Below are 22,877 nucleotides of genomic sequence, written 5' to 3'. Positions count from 1 at the left end.
TCATTCTCCCGAATGACGTCTTATGCCGCCAGCCGAGCAATCCGCTGCAGCCGCCGCAGCGTGGTGTCGTCCTGCAAAGCCTGCTGAAACAGCGAAATCTCCTGATCAATGCGATCGCAGAGCGCGCCTGTGTCGCCCTTGAGCAGGTCGCGCGTCTGCAGCAGCGCGGCGGCCGGCTTCTTGGCGAGTTGCCTAGCTCTGCCAAGTGCCGCTTCCTCGACATTGCCCCCCACAATGATCTCCGTGACCAGACCAAGCATCCTGGCGTCCTCGGCGCTGAGCGTGTCGCCCAGGCAGAAGAAGCGGAAAGCGCCGGCATAACCGAGTTTCTGCGGCGCCAGGATGCTGGTCGCCGCGTCCGGCACCAGGCCGAAATCGACGAACGGCACCCGGAACGTGCTTTCGCCCGATGCGATCACCATGTCGCAATGGAACAGGATGGTGCAGCCGACACCGACCGCGTCGCCATCGACACAGGCAAGGACCGGTTTTGGAAACGTCGCCAGCGTGCGGAACATGTCGGTGACGGCGGCGATCAGTCGCTGATGCTTGGTGGCATCGAGGAACTCGGAAAAGTCGCCGCCGAGGCAGAAGCAGCCGGCGAGGCCGCGCAGCACCACGACGCGTATGTCGTCGTCTACGGCGGCTTCGTGGAAGGTCTTGGCCAGGCTTTCATAGGCCCGCCTGTCCAGCACCGGCCGGCCGTCATCCGACGACACGGTGACGATGAGCGTATGGTTGCGGAACTCTGTTTGCGTGTGGGCGTTCATGACTGCCTCCAATCTCACGAGGCCCGCCTCAGTCCGAGCCTGTCGGGATATCCCCTGGCCAGAACCGACGCGAAATAGTTGCGACGCGAGCGCACCACCTGCAACGTGTGCTCGTTGAAGGTGAGCAGCGTGGCGACGACCTGCTGGTTGCCATAAGTGCGCTGGTAGCCAAGCGGCTTCGCCAGGAAGTGCAACTGCAATGCCCGCAGGACCCACATCGGCTCGAACTCGATGATCACCTGATTGACGTTCCGGCTCAGCCCCCACTCGACGAAGCCGGCAATCAGCTCGGTGCCGACCGTCGATACGCCGCGCTTGCCGTCACGAAAGCCCGGCGCCACCGCATAGCGGGTCAGTTCCCAGACGTTTGGCCCGGACGGCGGCGTCCCTTCATAGAGATCTGCCAGCACCTCGGTCAGAAGATGTGGCCGCGTTGTCGGCAACATCCTCTGATAACCGGCGAGCTCGCCGTTGCGGACGACGATCTGATGTACCGCCTCGTCGTGATCGAACTGATCGATCTCGAGACCATCGGGGCGCTGCAGATCGCTCCACCCCATCTCCTCAACGAAGATCTTGTAGCGTAAACGATGAACGGCCTCCCAAAGGTCAGGGCGTTCCATCAATTCCTGTGTGGTAAGGGAAAAAAGCATTAGCCGACTCCTGGGTTCAAGAGGAAGATACGGCCGGGCTTTCCCGAGAAAATTACGTGATCACGTAGGCAAGAATTTCTAGGCCGGCGCGGCCGAGCTAACTAATATAGCCGCGCCTTATCGCTTCCGCGACTGCTTGAACCCTGTTGACGGCACCGAGTTTGCCTTTGGCGTTAAGAAGGTGTTTCTCGGACGTGTGTTCCGAGATGCCGAGGATTTGCGAAATCTCCCATTCGGACTTGCCGACGGCGGCCCATTGCAGGCATTCGCGCTCGCGTGGCGTCAATTCGATGTGATCGATGGTCTTGTCCGCCATCGTATGGAGCTGCATGGCGCGGCCGATCGCATAGGTCGATACCAGCGACACCTGCCCGAACTCGGCTTCCGACAGGGCCACGGCCTCGCCGCCCAGCGACACCATGACGATCTGACCATCGAGCGTAACCAGCGGGAAGGCCATGCCGTCGCGCAGTTTGAATTCGCTGGCGTCGCCCATCACCTCGCCGCTGCTCTTGTCGACGCGAATGCCCTGCGACGCTTCCCGCCACTGGAACGGCGCCTGCAGCTGCTTCATGTGGCTGACGACGGGATCATGGTCGACATAGTTGCGCGCCACATAGCGCTCCAGCCATTCTCCCGGCCAGTCACAGAGCAGCACATGGTCCTTTTGCTGGCCTCGCGGTGTGCCTGGCTCCGGAACAGTTCCCGCCATCAGTGCCGTCAGGCCGAAACCCGACGTGACGCCAAGCAGTTTCTCGCAGACCGCGGCTGCCGTGTTGGCATGCTGCAGCTGATCTATGAATTCCAGCGTGCGATCGAACTGACTCATCGCAACATCAACCCCATGTTGCCTTCCGCATTGAGCTCAACGGTCCAGTGCTAACCTGCACTTACCATCGACCCGGATTGCAAATCTGCCTCCCTGTTTGCAGGGCCCTGCGGCTGCCCCTCCAGCCGGCCCCGCTCAGTCATTTGCAAGCTCCGCCTAACCATATCCCTAAATCGGCGTGATGAAATCAAAAACCATTGTGCCTGCGTCATTTTCGTACCAAAAGCCAATCTGGACAGAACAGGGCGGAGCCTAGTCGTGGCAATTCGCTGGATATCCATCGTCTTGATGCTGGCAATGACGGGAGCACAGTCGCTCACCGGTGTTGCGCGTGCCGCGGAGCCGCAAGTGCCGGTGCTGTGGGACGCCAAGGAGCGGCTGCCGAAACCGGACCTTTCCGCGCTGCCGCGTCTGAGATTCCTGACCACCACCGATTTCCCACCCTTCAATTTCCTCGACGAGGCAGGCCGGTTGTCCGGCTTCCATGTCGATCTGGCGCGCGCCATCTGCGCCGAACTCGGCATCGCGGCAAAATGCCAGATCCAGGCGCTGCCCTGGGCCGAGCTTGAAGGGGCGCTGCAGAAGGGCGAAGGCGAAGCAATTATTGCCGGCATCGCCGCCACTGCGGAGTCGCGGTCGAAATATGCCTTCTCACGCTCCTACCTGCAGTTCCCGGCGCGCTTCATCATGCTGAAGACAAAGGCGCTCACGGAACCGATCTTCGACAGACTGCGCGGCAAGCGCGTCGGTGTGATCGCCAGCTCCGCGCATGAACGGATGCTGCGAGATTATTTCGGCACCGTCCAGGTGGTCCCCTTCGACCGACCGGAAGCGCTCTACGATGACCTCAAGGCCGGCAAGGTCTACGCCGCCTTCGGCGACGGCATGCGTTTCGCCTTCTGGCTGGGCGGTTCCGATGCCGCGGCGTGCTGCCGCTTTGCCGGCGGTCCCTATCTGGCGCCCGAATATCTGGGCTCGGGTATGGCCATCGCCACCAGGGCCGACGATCCGGCGCTGGCTGCGGCATTCGACTACGCGTTGCAAGAGATTTCGGTGAAGGGCATCTTCGCCGAATTCTATCTGCGCTATTTTCCGCTCAGTTTTTTCTGACCCTCCAGGGCCTGGATCAAGTCAGCGTGCGAAGGCGAGCCTTGGCGGCACGGGCGATGGCGGCGACGGTCAGCGTATCGAGATCGAGCTGGCGGCGGATGAGCTGCAACACCCGCACCTCCTCCATCCGCATTTCCAGGTCGATGGCCGCAACCTCGAAAGCGACGGCATAGGCAGTGTCGTGGAGCCGCTCAGGCAGCGCCCCGGCGACGCGCGCCAGGACACCTTCCAGCCCGTCCTTTTCATGCAGCATCTTCTGGCAGTCCTGGGCGACGCCGACCACTCGGTCGTCGTTAAAATCCTCGAACACCGGCCACGTGCGGACGACGTCGCCAATCCGCGCCAGTTCGACATCGGTCATGTCGCGGTCGGACGCCGAGGTGATGACCATCAGATAGATAAGGGCTTCGTGCGGTGACAATGGCATTTATAACTCCTCGAACGGCTCCCGAACGTAGGAACGCGGTATCTGTGCCGCAAGGAAAAAGTGCCGCGATCGTTGACGCTCCGGTCAGGCACGCCTAGAGACCGGTTGAAAAACCTCTTCCGGCCCCCTTTCTTGCGGTGCCGGCGAATGATTTGGAAAACAGTGACATGGCGGGATCAAACATCATCGATCTCAATCCCGAGGTGCTTGCGGCAGCGGCCGAAAGCAAAGCCTGGCCGTTCGAGGAAGCCAGGAAGATCGTCGAGCGCTACAAAGGCACCGACTTTCCCGAGACCGTGCTGTTTGAGACCGGCTACGGTCCGTCGGGGCTGCCGCACATCGGCACTTTCGGCGAGGTCGCACGCACCTCGATGGTGCGCCACGCCTTCCGCGTCCTCACCGGGGACACGGTCAAGACCAAGATCTTGTGCTTTTCCGACGACATGGACGGCATGCGCAAGATTCCGGACAACGTCCCCGATCGCGCCGCACTCGAGCCGCACCTGCACAAGCCGCTCTCATCCGTCCCCAATCCTTTCGGCGGCAACTATGCGAGCTTTGCAGACCATAACAACGCAATGCTTTGCCGCTTCCTGGACACGTTCGGCTTCGACTACGAGTTCGCCAGCGCGACGGAATACTACAAGGCAGGCCGTTTCGACGAAGTGCTGCTGCGCGCCGCCGAACGTTTCGACAAGATTATGGACGTGATGCTGCCGACGCTCGGCGAAGAGCGCCAGGCAACCTACAGTCCGTTCCTGCCGATTTCCCCCAAAAGCGGCCGCGTGCTTTACGTCCCCATGAAGCATGTCGACGCCAAGGCCGGCACCATCACCTTCGATGATGACGGTACCGAGACAACGCTTTCCGTAACTGGCGGCAAGGTGAAGCTGCAATGGAAGCCGGATTTCGGCATGCGCTGGGCAGCGCTCGGCGTCGATTTCGAAATGTTCGGCAAGGACCACCAGACGAATGCAGTGATCTACGACCGTATCTGCAACATCCTGGGTGGGCGGGCGCCGGAGCATTTCGTCTATGAGCTGTTCCTGGACGAGAACGGCCAGAAGATTTCGAAGTCGAAGGGCAACGGACTGACCATAGACGAGTGGCTCACCTATGCGCCGACCGAAAGCCTCGGGCTCTACATGTACCAGCGGCCGCGACAGGCCAAGAAGCTCTATTTCGACGTCATTCCGAAGGCGGTGGACGAGTATTACGCCTTTCTGTCAGCCTATCGCCGGCAGGAGTGGAGGGAACGGCTGGGAAATCCCGTCTGGCATATGCATGACGGCAATCCGCCTGTCGTCGACCTGCCGGTGTCGTTCGGGCTGCTGCTCAATCTGGTCAGTGCCTCGAACGCCCAGAACAGGGACGTGCTGTGGGGGTTCATTTCGCGCCATACATCGGGCGTGACGCCGAAGACCCACCCCGAGCTCGACCGGCTGGCCGAATATGCGATCCGCTATTTCGACGATTTCGTGAAGCCGGCCAAGGTCTACCGGGCCGCCGACGCGATCGAGCACGAGGCGCTGACAAAACTCTCCGAAGCGCTGGCCGCATTGCCGCCAGACGCCGATGGCGAGGCGATCCAGAATGCCGCTCTCAACGTCGCGCGCAAGATCGAGCGCTATCAGGACCATTCGAAGCAGAGCCCGGAAGGCGGGCCGGGCGTCTCGGTCGCCTTCTTCCAGATGATCTACCAGGTTCTGATCGGACAGGAGCGCGGCCCGCGCTTCGGTTCCTTCGCCGCGCTCTACGGCATCGCAGAAACCCGCGCGCTCATTCAGAAGGCGCTGGCTGGTCAGCTGGTGGCGTAGCCGTCGTCGCCGACGGATCGAGAATCGGCTGCGTCGGCTCCGATGAGGCCGCGACGGGCGCCGGTGCCGGAGGCAGGCCCGAGAGGTTTGGCGCCGGCCCGAAAATGCCCTTTCTCGCCGCACGCGCCTTCTCACCGGCCTCGACGTAAGGGCCGCTTTCGGCGGCGCGCGCCCAGCCGTTTTCGATCAACCACTGGCCGACATCCTGGTTGCCGACGCGGCATTCGGCGGCGATCAGGTCGCGGCCGCCCTCGGGCGGCACCGTGCAGACCACCGCCCGGCCGCGCAGGAAGGCACGGAACGCCGTTCGTGCCCGGGTGCCGCACGTCCAGGACTTGCCGCCATCGGTGCAAGTCTCGTCCTGCCTGACGATGTCGATACCCGAAACCGCGACCGAGTAGCCGTTGGCCTCGATCACCCCTGCGGCCAGCGCAACAGGCTGGAACAGTTTTGTCCCGTTCCAGTCGTCGGGCATTTTCGTTTTGGGCGGCTTGGGCGGTCCAGCCAGCGCCAGGTCACTCAGCGGCGCGCGCGGCTCGACCCGTTCAAGCTCTTCGGCCCGAAGCTGCGGCGGCGCGACGATCTCGGGATCGACGGCCCTGGAATGCGCCTCCGGTCTTGCCGCCTCGGGGCGCGGGATCGCTGATGTGGCTGGCGCTTCGGATTGCGCCGCCACACTGGCCTGCGCCCACGCTGCGGCGTCATCATTTTCGCCATGGAGCACGGCGCGGCCACCGGCGACGATCGCCCCCGCAATCGCCAGTATCGTCAATACCGCGGCGGCTGCATGAAGCGGACGCACTGGCGGCCCTACTGGCTTGCCCAGACAATCCGCGCCACCCATTCGACATCGCGCATGGGGATGTCGCGGTCCGGATGATCGGGATTGAGCGAGACCAGCACGATCGAGTTCGCTGTCTGACGATCGAGAACCTTGGCCATCACCTCGCCGGCATTGGTCTTGACGACGACCCGGTCGCCCTTGCGGGTGGCAGCGCCCGGCTCAACGATCAGCACATCGCCATTGCGATAGAGCGGCAGCATGGAATCGCCCTGGACCTGCAGCGCGTAGGAGGTCTCGGTCGCCCGCGCCGGAAGTTCGACCAGGTCCCAGCCTTGCCCTGCCGGAAAGCCGGCATCGTCGAAGAAGCCGCCGGCGCCGGCCTGGGCGAAGCCGAGCAGCGGCACCGAAGATCTCTGCGTGGGCAGGTATCCGGGACCGGGGTTGCCCCGGCCTTCGACCAGTCCCGTGAATTCGTCGAGCGAGGCGCCTGTCGCCTCGATGATCTTGGCCAGCGATTCGGTCGACGGCCAACGCGGCCGCCCGTCCGAGGACAGCCGCTTTGACTTGTTGAAGGCGGTCGAATCGAGCCCCGCGCGCCTTGCCAGCCCGGAGGCCGAGAGCGAATAGCGCTCGGCGAGAGCATCGATGGCGGCCCATACGCGGTCATGTGAGAGCACTTTTTGCTCTCCTTCAAAACAGGAAAAAATACCTTCTTCTTTCTAGTCTTCGATCACTGATTTGTCCATTGGTCGCGCCAGACATAGATCGAGTTGCGTCAGGCTGCCTTCTTCACCTCGCCCTTCGCGTAAGGATCGAAGCGCTGGTAGAAGGTCTCGCCCTTATCCGCCATGTCCAGCAGCAGCTTGGGCGCCTTGAACTCGGCGCCGTATTTTTTCTGCAGACCCTTGGCGATCTTGACGAATTTCTTCGCACCGATGCCGTCGATGTAGGACAGCGCGCCACCGGTGAAAGGCGCGAAGCCGAAGGCGAGGATCGAGCCGACATCGGCCTCGCGCGGATCGGTGACGATGCCTTCCTCCATCACCCGCGCCGCTTCCAGCGCGATGGTGACCAGCAGCCGCTGCTTCAGTTCCTCATAGTCGACCTTTTCCGGCGCAAGCTGCGGATAAATATCCCTCAGGCCCGGCCACAGCTTCTTCTTGGCCGGCTTCGCCGGATAGTCGTAAAAGCCCTTGCCGTTCTTGCGACCGAAGCGGCCATGCGTATCGACCAGCGTGTTGATCAGCGCCATCTGCTTCGGGTCGACCGCCTTTTCGCCGAGATCGCGCATGGTCTGCTTCATGATCTTCTGCGCGAGGTCGATCGCCGTTTCGTCCGTAAGCGCCAAAGGACCGACCGGCATGCCGGCGGCCTTCGCCGCGTTCTCGATCATCGGCGCCGGAACGCCCTCGATCAGCATCTTGTAGGCTTCCGACATGTAACGCAGCACGCAGCGGTTGACGTAGAAGCCGCGCGTGTCGTTGACGACGATCGGCGTCTTCTTGATGGCTCGGACGAAGTCGATCGCGGTGGCCAGCGCCTTGTCGCCGGTCTTCTTGCCCAGGATGATCTCAACCAGCATCATCTTGTCAACCGGCGAGAAGAAGTGGATTCCGATGAAATTCTTCGGCCGCGCCGAGTTCTTCGCCAACGATGTGATCGGGATGGTGGACGTGTTCGACGCGAAGATCGCCGCCGGCTTCAGCACTGCCTCCGCCTTTTCGGTGGCGTCCTTCTTGACGCCTGAATCCTCGAAAACCGCCTCGACCACCAGGTCGCAGCCTGCGAGGTCGGCATAGTCCGCTGTCGGCGTGATCAACGACAGCAGCCTGTCCTTGTCCTCTGGCTTGGCGCGGCCTTTCCTGACCTGATCCGAGATCAGGCTGTCCGAATGCGCCTTGCCCTTGGCGGCAGCTTCCATGTCGCGATCGAGCAGCACCACCGGAATGCCGGCCTTGGCCGTGACATAGGCGATACCGGCGCCCATGAAACCGGCGCCGAGCACGCCGATCTTCTTGAATTTGGTCTCCGGCACGCCAGCCGGACGGCGCGCGCCCTTGTTCAGTTCCTGCAGCGACACGAACAGCGAGCGGATCATCGCCGCCGCCTCCCTGGTCTGCATGATCTCGGTGAAATAGCGCTGCTCGATGCGCAAGGCGGTGTCAAACGGAACCAGCAAGCCTTCATAGACGCATTTCAGGATGGCGGCGGCAGCAGGATAGTTGCCATAGGTCTCGCGACGCAGGATGGCGATTGCCGGCGGCCACAGATTGGCGCCGGCCACCGAATAGATCGGGCCGCCGGGCAGCTTGAAGCCCTTCTCGTCCCATGGCGCCACCGGCTTCAAGCCATTTTTGATCATGGCCTTGGCGGTCTCGATCAGCTTCTGCGGCTCCGCGATCTCGTGGATCAGACCCATCGACTTGGCCTTCTGCGGCGACAATGTCTGGCCGGAGGTCAGCATCTGCAGCGCCTGCTGCTGGTCGGTCAGCCGCGGTACGCGCTGGGTGCCGCCGGCGCCCGGGAAAATGCCGATCTTCACTTCGGGAAGCGCCATCCTGACCTTGTCGGAATCGGCCGCGACACGGCCATGACAAGCGAGCGAAAGCTCGAACGCGCCGCCCATGCAGGTGCCGTTGATCGCCGATACCCACGGCTTGCCTGAGGTTTCCAGCTTGCGGAACAGGCCCGTCATATAGCCGGCGTTGTCGAACAGCGCCTTGGTCGCCTTGTCCAGGTCCTTGACTTTATCGGCTGCGAACCTCGACAGCATCTTCTGCAGCATGGTGATGTCTGCGCCGCCGGAAAACGTGTCCTTGCCGGAGGTGATCACCGCGCCCTTGATCGCTGCATCGCTCGCCACCTTGTCGACGATGGAATTCAGCTCAAGCATCGCCTCTTCGGTGAAGACGTTCATCGACCGGTCGGGCATATCCCAGGTGACCAGCGCGATGCCGTCGGCGTCGACGTCGAGGGTGAAATTGGTGTAGCTCATCGGTCTCTCTCCCGTCAGACGCGTTCGATGATCGTTGCGGTGCCCATGCCGGCACCGATGCAGAGCGTCACCAGCGCGGTGTTCAGGTCGCGGCGCTCCAGTTCGTCCAGCACCGTTCCGAAGATCATCGCGCCGGTGGCGCCGAGCGGATGGCCCATGGCGATGGCGCCGCCATTGACGTTGATCCTGTCGTGCGGAATGTCGAAGGCCTGCATGTAGCGCAGCACCACCGAGGCGAAAGCCTCGTTGAGCTCGAACAAGTCGATGTCCGACAATTTCATCCTGGCGCGCTTCAGCAGCTTCTCGGTCACGTCGACCGGACCGGTCAACATCAGAACCGGCTCGGAGCCGATATTGGCGAATGCACGGATGCGTGCCCGGGGCTTCAAGCCGAGAGTCTTTCCAGCCTTCTTCGAGCCGAGCAGAACGGCGGCCGCGCCGTCGACGATGCCGGACGAATTGCCGGCGTGGTGGACGTGGTTGACCTCTTCCACCTCGGGATGCTTCTGCACCGCGACGGCATCGAAGCCGCCCATTTCGCCGGGCATGACGAAAGACGGGTTGAGTGCCGCCAGCGACTGCATGTCGGTCGAAGGCCGCATGTGCTCGTCATGATCGAGGATGGTCAGACCGTTCTGGTCCTTGATCGAGACCACCGAATTCTTGAAGCGGCCTTCGCCCCAGGCTTTGGCGGCGCGCTTCTGGCTTTCGACCGCATAGGCGTCGACGTCGTCGCGCGAAAAGCCGTATTTCGTGGCGATCAGGTCAGCCGAGATGCCTTGCGGCACGAACCAGCCCGGCAGGCCGACCGAGGGGTCCATGAACCAGGCGCCGCCGGATGCGCCCATGCCGACGCGCGACATCGATTCGACACCGCCGGCGATGACGATCTCGTCGGCGCCTTGCGCGATCTTGGCAGCGCCGAAATTGATGGCGTCCAGACCCGAGGCGCAGAAACGCGAGATCTGCATGCCGGGCGCCGAAGTCGCATAGCCGGCTTCGAAGGCGGCGGCGCGCGGAATGACAGACCCCGCCTCGCCGACCGGATCGACGCAGCCGAAGATAATGTCGTCGACGGTGCCGGTGTCCAGCCCATTGCGGTCGCGGATCGCCTCGAGCACCTTGGCGCCAAGCCGCACCGCCGGCACCTCGTGCAACGAGCCATCCTTCTTGCCCCTGCCGCGCGGCGTGCGCACGGCGTCGTAGACATAAGCTTCGGCCATTGGTGATCTCCTGTGATCTAGAATCGGGGTTCGACCACCACTTCGGTCCGCACCGAATTGGCGATGAAACAGGCGTCGTGCGCCTTGTGGTGAATGCTCTCGATCGTAGCTACGTCCGCGTCACATTCCACGAGCGGACGAAGAGTGACATATGTGATGGCTGTGCGCCCTTCAGTATTCTTGGCCATCAGGCCTTCGGCTTCGTCGTGATAAGATTGAACATTGAGCTTGGCGCGTCTTGCAAATTCCAAGAACCACAGCATGTGGCAGGACGAAAGCGAAGCGACGAACAGCTCTTCCGGATCAACGCTCTTTGCGTCGCTGAAAGGTGACGGCACGATCGTCGGCGATGCAGAAGCGGAGATGACCGCGCCGCCATCAAAATGAAGTTCATGGACCCGGGAGTAGCGACTCGACAGGAAATCGTCCCCTGACCCTGATTTCCAGCGCAGCTCGGCCAAATGCTTCGACATGCGACCTCCTAAAGGCTCCGTCCAATGAGCAATTTCATGATCTCGTTGGTGCCGCCGTAGATGCGCTGGACGCGGGCGTCGCGGAACATACGGGCGATCGGATACTCATTCATGTAACCATAGCCGCCATGCAATTGAAGGCATTCGTCGACGACCTTTCCCTGTAGGTCGGACAACCAGTACTTGGCCATCGAGGCCGTCACCGGGTCGAGGCCACCATTGATATGGCGGGCGACGCAGTCATTGTAGAAGACGCGGCCGATGGTCGCCTCGGTCTTCAGTTCGGCCAGCTTGAACTGGGTGTTCTGGAAATCGATGATCGCCTTGCCGAAGGCCTTGCGCTCCTTGACGTAGTCGATGGTCAGCGCCAGCGCCCGCTCGACCATGGCGATGGCGCCGGTGCCGATCTGCAGCCGCTCCTGCGGCAATTGCTGCATCAACTGGACGAAGCCCTGGCCTTCCTCGTGACCGAGCAGATTGGAGGTCGGCACGCGCATATCGTTGAAGAACAGTTCCGACGTGTCGTTGGCCTTCAAACCGATCTTGTCGAGGTTGCGGCCGCGCTCGAACCCTTCCACCTCGTCTGTTTCGACGACGATCAGCGAAGTGCCCTTGGCGCCCTTCTCCGGATCGGTCTTGGTGACGACGATGATGAAGTTGGCGAGCTGGCCGTTGGTGATGAAGGTCTTCGAGCCGTTGACCTTGTACTGGTTGCCATCCTTCTCGGCTCGCGTCTTAACCCCCTGCAGGTCGGAGCCGGCGCCTGGCTCGGTCATGGCGATGGCGCCGATCAGCTCACCGGTCGCCAGTTTCGGCAGCCATCTCTTCTTCTGCTCTTCGGAGCCGTAGTGGAGGATGTATGGGGCGACGATCGAATTGTGCAGGCCTATGCCGAAACCGTCGACGCCGACATGGCCGATCGCCTCGATGATCGCGCTCTCATGCGCGAATGTCCCGCCCGAACCGCCATATTCCTCCGGCATCGAGGCACAGAGCAGACCGGCGGCACCGGCCTTCAGCCAGCTTTCGCGGTCGACCATCTCGTTCTTCTCGAACTCGTCATAGCGTGGCGCGATCTCTTCCGACATGAAGCGGTGCGCCATGTCGTAGAGCATGCCGACCTCGTCCGCCGCCCAGGCGGGTTTGGGCAAAGCAAGCACTTCGGCAGGATTTGTCGCCACGATTTCCTCCGCGTATCGACATGTTAAAGGCCGGCCGTACCGACCCCGTCGAGCTTAGAATGCTTCCGCCGGCAGTGCCATCAATGTATCGGCGCCGCTGGAAATGCGGGCAAGATGCGCCGACGTCTCCGGCATGATCCGCTCCATGAAGAAGCGCGCCGTCACCAGCTTGCTGTCGTAGAAGGCCGATGAACCATTGGCGCCATTCGTCAATTTCGCTCCGGCTGCCTTGGCCATTAGCGCCCACATATAGCCCAGCGCCACCAGGCCGAAGAGATGCATGTAGTCGGTCGAGGCGGCACCGGCGTTGTCCGGCTTGGCCATGCCGTTCTGCATCAGCCACATCGTCGCCGCCTGCAGATCGTTGAGGCCCTTCTTCAGCGCCTTGGTGAAGGGCGCCATCTTCTCATCGGTGCGGTTCTCCTCGCAGAACTCGCCGACCTCCTTGAAGAAGGCCTGCACGGCGCGGCCGCCATTCAAGGCCAGCTTGCGGCCGACGAGGTCGAGCGCCTGGATGCCGTTGGCGCCCTCGTAGATCATGGCGATGCGGGCATCGCGCACGAACTGGCTCATGCCGTGCTCTTCGATATAGCCGTGGCCGCCGAACACTTGCTGAGCCATCACCGCATGGTCGAAACCCTTGTCAGTGAGCACGCCCTTCACGACCGGCGTCATCAGGCCGGTGTAGTCGTCGGCAACCTGGCGGTCCTTGTCGTCGTCCGAGCGGTGGGCGATATCAGACTTGATCGCGGTCCACAACGCCAGCGCGCGACCGGCCTCGTTGAAGGCTTTCATGGTCATCAGGCTGCGGCGGATGTCGGGATGGACGATGATCGGGTCGGCCTTCTTGTCCGGCGCCTTGGGCCCGGACAGCGAGCGGCCCTGCAAGCGATCCTTGGCATAGGACACAGCGTTCTGGTAGGCGACCTCCGACAGCGAAAGCCCTTGCAGTCCAACGCCAAGCCGTGCCTCGTTCATCATCGTGAACATGGCCTTCAGCCCGCCATTGGCCTCGCCGAGCAGCACGCCTTGCGCCTCGTCATAGTTCATGACGCAGGTCGAATTGCCATGGATGCCCATCTTCTCCTCGATCGAGCCGCAAGAGACGGTGTTTCTCTCGCCCGGATTGCCCGATGCATCGAGCTTGAGCTTCGGCACGATGAACAGCGAAATGCCCTTCACGCCTTCCGGCGCGCCTTCGATGCGGGCCAGAACGAGGTGGACGATATTGTCCGACATGTCGTGCTCGCCGGCCGAGATGAATATCTTCTGGCCTGAAATCCTGTAGGTGCCGTCGCCGTTGGCAACCGCCTTGGTACGCAGCAGGCCGAGATCGGTGCCGCAATGCGGCTCGGTCAGGTTCATGGTGCCGGTCCAGGCGCCTTCGACCAGCTTCGGCAGCCATTTCGCCTTCTGCTCGTCGGTGCCGTGGGTAATTATTGCCGCGATCGCGCCCTGCGTCAGGCCGGGATACATCATCAGCGACATGTTGGCCGAAACCATATATTCGGAAACAGCGGTGTGCACCGCGTAAGGCAGACCCTGGCCGCCAAATTCGACGGGTGCGGCCAACCCCATCCAGCCGCCCTCGCGATACTGGTTGAAGGCCTCCTTGAAGCCTTTCGGCGTCGTCACCGAACCGTCGTCATGGCGCACGCAGCCTTCCATGTCGCCGGCGCGGTTCAGCGGCTGCATGACATTTTCAGCGAGCTTGGCGCCTTCGGCCAGGATGGCCTCGACCACGTCCGGCGTCGCATCGGAAAAGCCCGGAAGATTGGAATAGCGCTGGTAGCCCAGCACCTCGTTCAGCACGAACAGCGTGTCCTGGACCGGCGCCCTGTAGATCGGCATGCTTTTCCTCCACCATGCGGACTTGGCCCGGAATCAAGCCCCAAAATGACGTCGGGGCAGCATGCGGACCAATGTTCAGGTCGGATAACAAAAATTGACGTTTGCGTAAACGTCAATTTTTTGATGCGACAAATTTCCTGATGCCTCGCCTCGGAGCGTAGCGGCGCTACGCCCTTGAAGCCAGTGCGGAACAGATTGAAATGGCTTCTTCCCGACGCAGTCGGAAGACAACGCAATAGAGCCGCGCGGCCAAGGCTACGCGGCTCTTATTCGTCAGAAGGCGGTTGACCGGAAGCCGGCGAGGTCAAATTATCCGGCGGCGCTGGCCTGCGGCGCCGAACGCTCGGCCAGCATCTGGCGCACCGCCGCCATCGAGTTGCTCAACTCGTTGATGGCTTCTTCGATCAGCGCCCGCTGCTTCTGCAGGCGGGCAAGCTGCTTCTCCGACTTGTCGAGCGCCAGCCGCAACTGCTTGGTGTTGGAGCCGGTCGGGTCGTATAGATCCATCATCTGCTTGACGTCGCGCAGCGAGAAGCCGACCTTGCGGCCGAGCAGGATCAGCTTCAGCCTCGCCTTGTCGCGGCGCGTATAGAGACGGGTCGAGCCGTCGCGTTGCGGATTGAGAAGGCCCTTGTCCTCGTAGAAACGCAGCGTGCGCAGCGTTACTCCGTATTTCTTGGCCATCTCGCCGATGCGGACAAGATCCTCGCCGGCTTTATCAGACATATTGGTATTGGCCGCGGCTTCGCCGGGCGAAACAAGTTTCATGGTCACTGGCTTTCCCCGTCTGGTGGCGTCGCGGTCCCGGACCTTTGCGTCGCCTGAGTGGAAGCAGGGGCGTGCTTCCAGTCGTGGTTTCAACAAACAAAATCGCAAACGGCACGGTCTGTGCACCCTTTACGTTTACGTCAATTCTATACCGATAGCCGCCTCACGAAGCAAGGGCGTTGTGCGGGAGGAGCTTTTTGCCGCATCCGCCAGCACATGACCCGGCGGCGTTTAGGTGGTCCGCCAACAAGTTGCAACTTCTTAAGTTTGGTTAACGCGTTGTTTACCACGTTGGGCGAAATGTGCGCATGTCGGTTACCCGTGTTTATCCTGTAGCGAATTTTTTCACGGTTTTTCGGAGCGCGGGGTGAAACCCGGGAAGTTCGTCTTCCACCGCAGCAAAGCCGCGCGGCCGCCTTCGTTTCCGGCAGGACTTTGGGAAACTGGTCACAAGCCAGCAACAGACGGACCCAGTAATTCTGAAACGGGCGCATCGATGAACAGCAAGCGGTCCTATCTCGATACACTCAACGCCGGCAGGCAGCGCAGGTCGCACACCACGCTTGAACAGCTCAACCGTTCCCTGGAAACACTGGAGCAGCGGCTGGAGCGGACGCGCGAGGACCTGAGCGAGCGTCCCGATCCACGCTATGCAAGCGCCCGGCCCTATGAGGATCCACGCCCCGCGCGGCCGCCGAAAAGCCCGGCGCCGGCTGCCTTCGACCAGAACTACCAGGCGATCGCCCGCGACATCGACCGTGTGCGCGGCCAGGAAGACAGCGTCGCCGTAGTTGGCAAGATCGCCGGCGAATTGCGCGGCCTGCGCGAGGAATTGCGCCACCAGATGACCGCTGGCTTGCAGCGCGAATTCGAAGCGCTGCGCAAAGACATCGAGCGGGCTTTCCAGGCAGGCGCTCAGCCGGGCGGCCAGTCGGGTGGCAGCAAAGGCAGCGCCGAACTCAGCGTCGAGTTCGAGCGGCTTTCCGGCGCCATCCAGACGCTGGCCGAAAAGAGCGACGACAGAAGCGTCAACATGCTTCGGCTCGAGCTGGAGCAGGTCAAGACAGCGCTCGATACGCTGGCGCGCGAGGAGAGCGTGCAGGCGGTCGGCCGCCGCTGGGACGATTTCGACCGCCGCTGGACCGCTTTCGAGGACCGCGTCGATGCCGATCAGCGCAAGCGGTCGGACGCGCCCGGCTTTTCGATGCTGACCGACCGGCTCGAACAGATCAGCAATGCCGTCAACAATTTGCCGGAATCGCTGTCGCTGCGTTCACTCGAAGACAAGGTCCGCACGCTTGCCAGCGCCGTCGATCATTTCGCCAGTCAGCAGGACAATCGCGGCAGCGGCACATTCGGCATGATCGACGAGCGGCTGGATGAGATTTCCCGCGCCATCGTCGCCTCGACGGTTGTCGCGCAGGCCAATTCGTTCGACCCGGAACCCTTCGAGCGCATCGAGAAGCGGATCGCCTCGCTTGCCCAACAGATCGAGGAAGTCACGCAGGTTCCCCCGAGCGGCGAGGTCATCGATCGCCTCAACATGCTGTCGAGCCGGGTCGACGATCTTGCCGGCCGGGCCAATCTGCCTGAGCAGGCAATGGAGCGGCTCGACAAGCAGATCGCGCTTATTGCCGACAAGATCGACCGGGCACCTGCCATGCCGGATGCCGACTATATTTTCCAGGGGCTGGAACAGCGTTTCGACGTGCTGTCCAGCATGCTGGAGCGACGCCAGGGCGACGCGATCGAACAAGGCAACATGCTGTTTCGCGATCTCGAGCGCCGGCTGGACGAAGTCGCCGACAGACTGGACCAGCGCATGCCGCAGGTCGACGGCGCCGGCATCATGGACGCCATCGACGCCCGTTTCAGCGCGCTGGCCAAGCGTATGGAAGCGCGCGTTCCCGATCCCGCGGGCGAAGCGGCGATCCGTGGTCTGGAAAGCCGGCTCGAAGACATTTCAAGCCGGCTGGATTCGTCCGCGGCACAAGTCGCCGGAATCGACCCGGCCCTGATCCGCAGCCTGGAAGCGCAGGTCGCGGGTCTGTCGGCGCATCTTTCGAAACCCGGCACGCCACTGCCGGAGTTCGAGGACATCAGCCCGCGTCTCAACGAGATCGAGAAATCCCTGGCTGGAACCCGCGATTCCATCCTCAGCGCGGCGCGCGAGGCAGCCGAGAGCGCCGTCCGTTCGCTGGCCGACTCCAGCGCCAATACGGCGGCCGTTTCCGGCCTCGCCCAGGATCTGAAGACGCTGGAAGCACTGACGCGCCGTTCCGACGAGCGCAATTCGAGGACTTTCGAGGCCATCCACGACACGTTGCTCAAGATCGTCGACCGACTGGGGTCGCTGGAAACCAGCGAGCCGACCGATGTGGTGAGCGAACTTCTGAATGCGCAACCTGCCGCGCCGGACAGCTGGCGCGGCGTGCGACCGTCAAAGATGGCCGTTCGGAACGCGCCGTCCATGGATATCGACCAGCCACTGCCGCTGACGGGGGACATGGCCGACCTCGACAGCCATGCCGCAGCCATCATGCGCAACGAGCCAAGCCCGCGCACGCCGGCCGAAGCCGCTGCGGCCGCGGCGATGGCGGCGCTTGGCTCCGACACGTCACCAGAGAGAAGCGAGCAGAGCGGCGGCCGAAAGTCGATGCTCGGCGAACTGGCGCGCGCCTTCAAGGGCAAGAAGGAAGCGGACGTTCCGCCGTCTGCCGGCTCGGCGCCTGATGTCGAGATACCGAGTACCGATCTCGACGAGCCGCTGGATCCGAAGCTTGCCAACCGGCCGCTGGAGCCCGGCTCCGGCCCACCCGACCTCAACGCCATCATGAAACGCGTGCGCGACGAACGCGGACCGCCCGTCAGGACCGGCGATGCCGATGCATCGAAATCCGACTTCATCGCCGCAGCCAGACGCGCGGCGCAAGCAGCGGCCGCCGAGGCCGACGCTCTCAAGCGGCAATCGACGATGAGCGGCCCGGTGAAGGCGCTCAGGATTGGCGACCTGCTCAAGGCGCGGCGCAAGCCGATCCTGATGGCGGCCGCCGCAATCATGCTGGCGCTCGCCGGCCTGCAGCTGGGCAAGGCCTTTTTCTCCGATCCCGTCGAAATAGCCAGCAACGACGCGGCGCCGATCGTGGCCGCGCAGCCGGCGGATACCGCGTCGGCCGATACCAATACCGGGCCGAAGACGGACGCGCAAACTGCAGGCCGGGACAGCGCACCGGCCCGCGTCGTCCGGGAGGCCGAGCCCTCCGAACCGGTAGCCGAGGACGACATGCCGGCGCAGACCGCCCTCGCCGCCCCGTCGGCCCCCGAAACTGCGATGGACGCCGAACCGCCGATGGACACGGGCCCTGAGGCCGAACCTGTTCCTGCGCCCATGGCTTCAACAGCGTCGCCCGATCCGGCGGCGGACGCAACAGCCTCGGCACCTTGGGAACCGGACACCGACCCAGTGGCCGCAGCGCCGGCCCACACTGCGGCGGCCCGAGATACGGCCCCGGACATGACCGGCACGGTTATGCCCACAGATGCTTCGACGGCGGCAACTGCCAAGATGGACATTCCAGCTGACGCCGGCCCGGCTGCCTTGCGTGACGCAGCGGCCGACGGCGATGCCAAGGCGTTGTTCGAGATCGGCTCGCGCTACGCCGAATCGCGCGGCGTCAAGCAAGACATGGCAGCGGCCGCCAAATGGTATGAGAAGGCCGCCGAGCTCGGCTTCGCACCGGCGGAATACCGCATCGGCAATTTCTATGAGAAGGGCATCGGCGTCGCGCGCGACGTCAAGAAGGCGAAGACCTGGTACCAACTCGCCGCGGAGCAGGGCAACGCCAGCGCCATGCACAATCTCGCCGTGCTCTTTGCCATGGCGGCGGACGGCGTGACCGACAATGAATCGGCCGCGCACTGGTTCCAGGCGGCCGCCGATCTCGGCGTCAAGGACAGCCAGTTCAATCTCGGCATCCTGGCGGCGAAGGGCGTCGGCATGAAGCAGAATCTCGAGGAATCCTACAAGTGGTTCGCCCTCGTCGCCAAGACCGGCGACAAGGACGCAGCGGCAAAGCGTGACGAGATCGCCAATGCGCTCAGGCCCGAGCAGCTCGAACGCGCGCGCGCCGCCGCCGAACTGTGGAAGGCAAAGCCGCTCGATCCCGCGGCCAATTCGGCCGACATTCCCGAATCGTGGCAGGACGGCACGCCGCAGACAACCGCCGGCATCGACATGAAGAAGGCGGTTCAGAACATCCAGCGCATTCTCAACAAGAACGGCTATGAGGCCGGCAATGCCGACGGTGTGATGGGCCAGAAAACCAAGAACGCCATCGTGGCTTTCCAGACCGACAACGACATGAAGGCGACGGGGGCGGTCGACGAAAAACTGGTCAAGGCGCTGCTTGCGCGCAAATAACGGCAGATGCGTCGCTTCCGCGACGCCCTTGCCACACATTTGCCTGTTAACTGATTGAGTTGTTTTTTGTTTCGGCGGCGTGGCGTGGTTTGACTTCGCTACCCGGCCGGCGCAAGAACGAGATAGGCTTTTTGGCGCGAAATGCCCGCAACGGTTGCATTCGCCGAGAGGCAAACTGATCGAGACTGACGGGTGGGCATCTATCTCCCGATCGCGGAAATTTCCGTCAACATCTTCGTGCTGCTGGCCATGGGCGCGGCGGTGGGCTTCTTGTCGGGCATGTTCGGAGTGGGCGGCGGCTTCCTCATCACGCCGCTGCTGATTTTCTACAACATACCGCCGGCGATCGCTGTGGCCACCGGCGCCAATCAAGTCATCGCCTCCTCCTTCTCCGGCGCGTTGTCGCATGTGAAGCGCGGCACGCTCGACTTCAAGCTCGGTGGGGTGCTTTTGGCGGGCGGTATCGTCGGCTCCACCGGCGGCATCTTTGTCTTTGGCTTTTTGCGCCGGCTCGGCCAGCTCGACCTGTTCATCTCGCTGCTCTATGTCGTGCTGCTTGGCACCGTCGGCGGGCTGATGCTGGTCGAGAGCGTCAATGCGCTGCGGGCCACCCGCAGCGGAGCGGCACCGGTGCTGAAGAAGTCCGGCCAGCACAACTGGATCCACCGCTTGCCGCTGAAAATGCGGTTCAGGGCCTCGAAGCTTTTCGTCAGCGTCATCCCGGTGCTCGGCCTCGGCGCCGGCATCGGCTTCCTGTCGTCGATCATGGGCGTCGGCGGCGGCTTCATCATGGTGCCGGCGCTGATCTATCTCTTGAAGGTGCCGACCAACGTCGTCATCGGCACCTCGCTGTTCCAGATCATCTTCACCTCGGCCTACACCACGCTGGTCCACGCCACCACCAACCAGACGGTCGACGTCATGCTCGCCTTCCTGTTGATGGCGGGCGGTGTCGCCGGCGCGCAATACGGCGCCAAAGCCGGCCAAAGGCTGCGCGGCGAGCAACTCAGGGCGCTGCTGGCACTGCTGGTGCTGGCGGTCGCCATCCGGCTGGCCATCGACCTGTTCGTAACGCCGCCCAACCTCTATTCCCTGTCCGGCGTGGATCTGACCTGATGGCGGGCTTGAGGGCGTTCTTGGCCGTTGCCTCGCTGTCGCTGTTTGCTGCGTCGTCACCAGGAAAAGCGCAGACGTCGCCGACCGAAAACATCCAGATCGGCCTGTCCACCGACCATGTCTCGATCACCGCCGGCTTTTCCGGTGCCGACCTCACCATCTTCGGCTCACTGGAAAATGCCGACCCGCTCGTCGCGCGCCAGGGGCGCTACGACGTCATCGTCGTGCTGGAAGGCCCAGCCCGGCCCGTCGTCGTGCGCCGCAAGGGCCGGGTGCTCGGCGTCTGGATCAATCTGGAGTCAGAGACGTTCGAGAATGTGCCGGTGTCCTATTCGGTGGCGACGACGCGCCCACTGCAGGACGTCACCGATCCCAACAGTTACAAGCAATTGTCGCTCGGCGCCGCCAACCTCTACATGCAGCCGGCCGATGACACCGACAGTCCGGCGACGATCCAGGAATTCACTGCAGCGCTGCGTGACCGCAAGTCTGCGACCGGCCTCTACAGTGAGAATGTCGGCGGCGTGCGGTTCCTGTCACAGAACCTGTTTCGCGCCACTGTCAGGCTTGCCCCCAATGTTCCGGTCGGCACCCACAAGGCACGCGCGTTCCTGTTCAAAAGCGGCCTGTTCATCAAGGAAAGCTCCGCCCAGCTCGAAATCCGAAAGTCCGGTTTCGAACAGTCGATCTTCCGCGTCGCCCACGACTATTCCTTCCTCTACGGTATCTTCGCCGTGTTGCTGGCCATGCTGACAGGTTGGCTCGGAAGGCTCGTCTTCCGGAAAGACTGAAGCTCTCATAAAAGTGGTTTCCCTTTTCAGGGGTATGCGATAGATCGCGACCCCCGGCTTGGCCGCACACGAGCTGTTGCTCCCCCAAAATCACCAGGACATTTGCGATGCGACCAGCATTCGGCGGTATCGACTTCGGCACTTCGAACTCCACTGTGGGCGTGATCAGGAACGGGCAGCCGCGGCTGGTGGCGCTGGAAGATGGCCAGTTCACACTGCCCAGCGCCGTGTTCTTCAACTTCGAGGACAACCGCACCTATTTCGGGCGCCGCGCCATCGCCAACTATACCGACAGCATCGAGGGCCGCCTGATGCGCTCGCTGAAGAGCGTGCTCGGCAGTTCGCTTGTCCATGAAAAGACGCGCATCAAGGCACGGTCGATCGCCTTTACAGAGATCATCGGCCTGTTCGTCGGTCATCTCAGGAAAAGGCTGGAAGAGGATGCCGGCGATGTGGTCGAGAGCGTGGTGCTCGGCCGGCCGGTGCAGTTCGTCGACGACGATACCGGAGCCGATGCCAAGGCCGAAGGTGAGCTCGAAAACGCGGCCCGCATCCAGGGCTTCAAGCATATTGCCTTCCAGTTCGAGCCGATCGCGGCAGCGCTCGATTACGAACAGAAGGTAACCCGGGAAGAACTGGCGCTGATCGTCGATATGGGCGGCGGCACGTCCGATTTCTCGATCGTGCGGGTGTCACCGCAACGCGCCCGCTCCCTCGATCGCAAGGACGACATTCTGGCGAGCCGAGGCATCCATATCGGCGGCACCGATTTCGACCGACTGCTGAGCATCGCCCATGTGATGCCTGAACTCGGCTACCTCAGTTCGACCAAGGACGGCAAGCGCAACTTGCCGGCCAGCTACTTCATCGATCTGGCGACATGGCAGCGCATCAATCTGGTCTACACCGCCCGGGCGATGACGCATCTGCGCCAGATCCGCTACGAGGCGGAACGCGCCGACCTGGTCGACCGTTTCATCCACATCGTCGAGCATCGCTACGGGCATGCTCTGGCTGCCTTGGTCGAAAAGGCGAAAATCGCGCTGACGGAGCAATTGTCCGCCGATGTCGTGGTCGCGCTGCCGGGGGCGCAATTCGCGGCCGAAATTACGCGCGCCGGGCTCAACGCCACAATCGACAGGGACATCGAACGGGTTACTGCCACGGTTGGTGAGACCATCCGCGACGCGCAGGTGAAACCGTCCGACATCACCGCGGTGTTCCTGACCGGCGGATCGACCGCCATCCCGCTGGCAAGGCAGCAGATCCTGGCACTGGTGCCGCAAGCGTCCGTCATCGAAGGCGACATGTTCGGCTCGGTCGGGCTTGGACTGGCGCTCGACGCGCAGCGGAAATTCGGCTGATCCAGCTTACCCCCGGACGGTCTCGCCGGCCTTCGCGCCGAGATGCGCCTTGAGCGCCATCTGGGCCAGATTTGCCTGCCGGTCACGATGCGTGATCATGGCGAAATCGCGCTTCGGCAGATCGATCGGCACGGACCGCAAGCTGCCTTCGGCGACCGCGCGCGCGACAACGAGCTCCGAAATGATGGTGGCCCCAGCGCCGGCCTCGACCGCCTGACGGACCGCCTCGTTGCTCGGCAGCACCAGGAATATTCTCAGGTCCGCGAACGAGATCCCTTCGCTGCGGGCAAGATCTTCCAGCACCT

Annotated in this window: 19 protein-coding genes; 6 read left to right on the top strand and 13 right to left on the bottom strand. The window is 62.8% G+C overall.

Going from position 1 to position 22,877, the window contains the following annotated elements; all coding sequences use genetic code 11:
• Nucleotides 1-20 precede the first annotated feature (20 nt).
• The 3 genes from E5X88_RS23965 to E5X88_RS23955 all read right to left on the bottom strand — a co-directional run bounded on the left by E5X88_RS23965 (nt 21) and on the right by E5X88_RS23955 (nt 2,252).
• Nucleotides 21-770 carry an enoyl-CoA hydratase-related protein gene (locus E5X88_RS23965; RefSeq protein WP_292165720.1) on the bottom strand — a complete coding sequence of 250 codons (750 nt, stop codon included), beginning with the start codon at nt 768-770 and terminating at the stop codon, nt 21-23.
• Between the two features lie 14 nt (nt 771-784).
• Nucleotides 785-1,423 carry an acyl-homoserine-lactone synthase gene (locus E5X88_RS23960; protein ID WP_292165719.1) on the bottom strand — a complete coding sequence of 213 codons (639 nt, stop codon included), beginning with the start codon at nt 1,421-1,423 and terminating at the stop codon, nt 785-787.
• A gap of 97 nt (nt 1,424-1,520) precedes the next feature.
• Nucleotides 1,521-2,252, bottom strand: a complete 732-nt coding sequence (locus tag E5X88_RS23955; protein ID WP_292165718.1) for a LuxR family transcriptional regulator — start codon at nt 2,250-2,252, stop codon at nt 1,521-1,523.
• Nucleotides 2,253-2,540: 288 nt separating this feature from the next.
• Here E5X88_RS23955 and E5X88_RS23950 point away from each other — a divergent pair, with 288 nt between their 5' ends.
• Nucleotides 2,541-3,362, top strand: a complete 822-nt coding sequence (locus tag E5X88_RS23950) for a transporter substrate-binding domain-containing protein (RefSeq protein ID WP_292165815.1) — start codon at nt 2,541-2,543, stop codon at nt 3,360-3,362.
• 16 nt (nt 3,363-3,378) lie between these two features.
• On the opposite strand, the gene E5X88_RS23945 is transcribed toward E5X88_RS23950, so the two are convergent.
• Nucleotides 3,379-3,789, bottom strand: coding sequence for a tellurite resistance TerB family protein (locus E5X88_RS23945; protein WP_292165717.1), 411 nt, complete (start codon nt 3,787-3,789; stop codon nt 3,379-3,381).
• A gap of 167 nt (nt 3,790-3,956) precedes the next feature.
• On the opposite strand from E5X88_RS23945, the gene E5X88_RS23940 reads away from it, so the two are divergent.
• Entirely contained in the window at nt 3,957-5,606 is a 1,650-nt protein-coding gene (locus E5X88_RS23940) for a lysine--tRNA ligase (RefSeq protein WP_292165716.1), read from the top strand.
• Here E5X88_RS23940 and E5X88_RS23935 read toward each other — a convergent pair.
• The 8 genes from E5X88_RS23935 to E5X88_RS23900 form a co-directional block, all read right to left on the bottom strand.
• The gene (locus E5X88_RS23935; protein ID WP_292165715.1) at nt 5,569-6,408 is read right to left on the bottom strand and encodes a thermonuclease family protein; all 840 of its coding nucleotides are present in this window, start codon (nt 6,406-6,408) and stop codon (nt 5,569-5,571) included. The genes E5X88_RS23940 and E5X88_RS23935 overlap by 38 nt on opposite strands.
• A gap of 8 nt (nt 6,409-6,416) precedes the next feature.
• A complete protein-coding gene (locus E5X88_RS23930) occupies nt 6,417-7,067 on the bottom strand; it encodes a helix-turn-helix transcriptional regulator (protein WP_292165714.1) in 651 nt (216 codons plus the stop codon).
• Nucleotides 7,068-7,165: 98 nt separating this feature from the next.
• On the bottom strand, nt 7,166-9,385 hold the full coding sequence (locus tag E5X88_RS23925) for a 3-hydroxyacyl-CoA dehydrogenase NAD-binding domain-containing protein (RefSeq protein ID WP_292165713.1): 2,220 nt from the start codon (nt 9,383-9,385) through the stop codon (nt 7,166-7,168).
• Nucleotides 9,386-9,399: 14 nt separating this feature from the next.
• Nucleotides 9,400-10,608, bottom strand: coding sequence for an acetyl-CoA C-acetyltransferase (locus E5X88_RS23920; RefSeq protein WP_292165712.1), 1,209 nt, complete (start codon nt 10,606-10,608; stop codon nt 9,400-9,402).
• A 17-nt stretch (nt 10,609-10,625) separates the two neighbouring features.
• The gene (locus E5X88_RS23915) at nt 10,626-11,081 is read right to left on the bottom strand and encodes an OsmC family protein (RefSeq protein ID WP_292165710.1); all 456 of its coding nucleotides are present in this window, start codon (nt 11,079-11,081) and stop codon (nt 10,626-10,628) included.
• Between the two features lie 8 nt (nt 11,082-11,089).
• A complete protein-coding gene (locus E5X88_RS23910) occupies nt 11,090-12,262 on the bottom strand; it encodes an acyl-CoA dehydrogenase family protein (protein WP_292165709.1) in 1,173 nt (390 codons plus the stop codon).
• A gap of 54 nt (nt 12,263-12,316) precedes the next feature.
• Nucleotides 12,317-14,113 (bottom strand): acyl-CoA dehydrogenase, encoded by a 1,797-nt coding sequence (locus tag E5X88_RS23905; protein ID WP_292165707.1) that lies wholly within the window; start codon nt 14,111-14,113, stop codon nt 12,317-12,319.
• A 309-nt stretch (nt 14,114-14,422) separates the two neighbouring features.
• Nucleotides 14,423-14,881: a MerR family DNA-binding transcriptional regulator gene (locus E5X88_RS23900; protein WP_292165814.1), complete on the bottom strand. Its 459-nt coding sequence runs from the start codon at nt 14,879-14,881 to the stop codon at nt 14,423-14,425.
• A gap of 496 nt (nt 14,882-15,377) precedes the next feature.
• Here E5X88_RS23900 and E5X88_RS23895 point away from each other — a divergent pair, with 496 nt between their 5' ends.
• The 4 genes from E5X88_RS23895 to E5X88_RS23880 all read left to right on the top strand — a co-directional run bounded on the left by E5X88_RS23895 (nt 15,378) and on the right by E5X88_RS23880 (nt 22,572).
• Nucleotides 15,378-19,301, top strand: a complete 3,924-nt coding sequence (locus E5X88_RS23895) for a peptidoglycan-binding protein (RefSeq protein WP_292165705.1) — start codon at nt 15,378-15,380, stop codon at nt 19,299-19,301.
• A gap of 192 nt (nt 19,302-19,493) precedes the next feature.
• Nucleotides 19,494-20,417 (top strand): sulfite exporter TauE/SafE family protein, encoded by a 924-nt coding sequence (locus tag E5X88_RS23890; RefSeq protein WP_145715392.1) that lies wholly within the window; start codon nt 19,494-19,496, stop codon nt 20,415-20,417.
• Complete coding sequence (locus E5X88_RS23885; protein WP_292165701.1) at nt 20,417-21,208, top strand: TIGR02186 family protein; 792 nt, start codon at nt 20,417-20,419, stop codon at nt 21,206-21,208. The genes E5X88_RS23890 and E5X88_RS23885 overlap by 1 nt, the downstream gene beginning before the upstream one ends.
• A 107-nt stretch (nt 21,209-21,315) precedes the next feature.
• Nucleotides 21,316-22,572 (top strand): Hsp70 family protein, encoded by a 1,257-nt coding sequence (locus E5X88_RS23880; RefSeq protein WP_292165699.1) that lies wholly within the window; start codon nt 21,316-21,318, stop codon nt 22,570-22,572.
• 6 nt (nt 22,573-22,578) lie between these two features.
• Here the strand turns inward: E5X88_RS23880 and E5X88_RS23875 are convergent.
• The coding region (locus E5X88_RS23875; RefSeq protein ID WP_292165697.1) for a LysR substrate-binding domain-containing protein at nt 22,579-22,877 on the bottom strand (299 nt) is incomplete at its 5' end.

This window comes from Mesorhizobium sp. (assembly GCF_004962245.1).
Taxonomy (GTDB): domain Bacteria; phylum Pseudomonadota; class Alphaproteobacteria; order Rhizobiales; family Rhizobiaceae; genus Mesorhizobium.
Note: the sequence above shows the minus strand (reverse complement) of the source record. Positions and strands in the feature narration are given on the sequence as shown.

Coding starts and splice junctions, on each gene's coding strand:
- E5X88_RS23965 (WP_292165720.1), bottom strand. CDS start 770: ATGAACGCCCACACGCAAACAGAGTTCCGCAACCATACGCTCATCGTC.
- E5X88_RS23960 (WP_292165719.1), bottom strand. CDS start 1,423: ATGCTTTTTTCCCTTACCACACAGGAATTGATGGAACGCCCTGACCTT.
- E5X88_RS23955 (WP_292165718.1), bottom strand. CDS start 2,252: ATGAGTCAGTTCGATCGCACGCTGGAATTCATAGATCAGCTGCAGCAT.
- E5X88_RS23950 (WP_292165815.1), top strand. CDS start 2,541: ATGCTGGCAATGACGGGAGCACAGTCGCTCACCGGTGTTGCGCGTGCC.
- E5X88_RS23945 (WP_292165717.1), bottom strand. CDS start 3,789: ATGCCATTGTCACCGCACGAAGCCCTTATCTATCTGATGGTCATCACC.
- E5X88_RS23940 (WP_292165716.1), top strand. CDS start 3,957: ATGGCGGGATCAAACATCATCGATCTCAATCCCGAGGTGCTTGCGGCA.
- E5X88_RS23925 (WP_292165713.1), bottom strand. CDS start 9,385: ATGAGCTACACCAATTTCACCCTCGACGTCGACGCCGACGGCATCGCG.
- E5X88_RS23920 (WP_292165712.1), bottom strand. CDS start 10,608: ATGGCCGAAGCTTATGTCTACGACGCCGTGCGCACGCCGCGCGGCAGG.
- E5X88_RS23915 (WP_292165710.1), bottom strand. CDS start 11,081: ATGTCGAAGCATTTGGCCGAGCTGCGCTGGAAATCAGGGTCAGGGGAC.
- E5X88_RS23905 (WP_292165707.1), bottom strand. CDS start 14,113: ATGCCGATCTACAGGGCGCCGGTCCAGGACACGCTGTTCGTGCTGAAC.
- E5X88_RS23900 (WP_292165814.1), bottom strand. CDS start 14,881: ATGAAACTTGTTTCGCCCGGCGAAGCCGCGGCCAATACCAATATGTCT.
- E5X88_RS23895 (WP_292165705.1), top strand. CDS start 15,378: ATGAACAGCAAGCGGTCCTATCTCGATACACTCAACGCCGGCAGGCAG.
- E5X88_RS23885 (WP_292165701.1), top strand. CDS start 20,417: ATGGCGGGCTTGAGGGCGTTCTTGGCCGTTGCCTCGCTGTCGCTGTTT.
- E5X88_RS23880 (WP_292165699.1), top strand. CDS start 21,316: ATGCGACCAGCATTCGGCGGTATCGACTTCGGCACTTCGAACTCCACT.